The following is a 1,522-nucleotide window of genomic DNA, read 5'->3' as shown; positions in this document are numbered from 1 at the left end:
CCTAGGCTGATCGACGCCCCACCACCGACTCCACCCCACCGCACCCCACCCCACCCCACCCCACCCCACCCCACCCCACCCCCGGTCCGCTCAACCACACAGGAAGCCAGAGCGACATGACCGCACGCACCGACATCAGCACCCTGGTGCCCGCGTCCGAAGCCCACCTCGGCGCCCGCGCCCGCATCATGCTGCTCGACCAGCCCCGGCACGCCCACGGCGGCCAGCTGGCCTTCAAACGCTATCTGCCGGAGCAGACCTTCCACGTCGACGCCCTCGCCCTCGACGCTCTCGGGGACCTCCCCGGCCGTGCCGGTCCCGACGCGATCTGGCTGCGCGAGCGCACCGCGTGGCCGCAGACGCTGGTCACCGAGGGACCGGATGTCGTCGGCTTCCTGATGCGGGCCATCCCCGCGGACTTCCACTTCAGTCAGACCTCTTCCTCCGGAACCGCCTACATCGTCGCGGAGTCTACTTACCTCCTCAACGAGGACCGGCTCCTTCAGGACCTCGGTCTGCTCACCTCCGACCGTGACCGGCTTCTCCTGCTGACCGACGTGGTCGACGCGCTTCAGCGGCTGCACCGTCTCGACGTCTGTGTCGGGGACCTGTCGCCGAAGAACCTGGTGTTCGCCCCCTCCACTCATCGTGCTTTCTTCGTGAGCTGCGACTCGATGCGGCTCGCGGGCGCCGATGTGCTGCCGCCGGTCCACACCCCGGGTTGGGAGCTCCCGGGGGACGAGGAGCCGGCCACCCGCAGCGCCGACATCTTCAAGTTCGGCCTGCTCGCCACGCGCATGATCGCCCGCAACCCGACCGAGCGGGATCCGTCGCGCCTGGGCCACATCTCCCCGCGTCTCGCCGCGCTGGCGAGCGCCACGCTCGGTGCCGACCCCGCCGGCCGGCCCACGCTCGACGACTGGATGCTCGAACTGAGGACGGCGGCGAGCTCCGCTTCAGCGCTCTCGCCCGAAGAGACGGTCAACGTCGCCCAGGTCCGTCCCCCGACCGCGCCGCCCTACAACCCCGACCTCCCACTCACCGTTCCCGCCGCCGACATCATCGGCGCACCGGCCCTCACCGTCCCGCTCGCGCCCGACGGCAGCACCCCCTCAGCCGCCTCAGCCCCCTCAGCCTTCTCAGCCCCCTCAGCCGCCGCACCCCCCTCACCCCCCAACCACCCCTCCCGCAGCCGCACCGCCCCGATCCTCATCACCAGCGCCCTCGTCCTGGCCGTCGGCGGCGTGGCCGCGGCGGCAGCCGCAGGCGTCTTCCGCAACACCTCCGGCTCCGTCGCGGCCAGCACCGTCACCGGCTCCCCGACCAACCCGACCGGCACCGCCACCCCCGCCGCGAACAGCGCCTCCGACTCCGCCGGCTCCCCATCTCCCACCGACACACCCACCGACTCCACCACCGACACCCTGACGGATTCCCCCACCCCGACCGACACCCCCACCGACACACCGACCAACTCCCCCACCGACTCACCAACCACCACCCCCTCCCCCACCCCACCACC

1 protein-coding gene is annotated in these 1,522 nt (G+C 72.0%); it reads left to right on the top strand.

All coding sequences use genetic code 11. The features are described 5' to 3' along the window. Positions 1–116 precede the first annotated feature (116 nt). Positions 117–1,522, top strand: a 1,406-nt coding sequence (locus tag ABD481_RS46360) for a protein kinase family protein (protein ID WP_486323371.1), incomplete at its 3' end; no start/stop codon positions are given.

This window comes from Catenulispora yoronensis (genome assembly GCF_039531695.1).
Classification (GTDB): domain Bacteria; phylum Actinomycetota; class Actinomycetes; order Streptomycetales; family Catenulisporaceae; genus Catenulispora; species Catenulispora yoronensis.
Note: the sequence above shows the minus strand (reverse complement) of the source record. Positions and strands in the feature narration are given on the sequence as shown.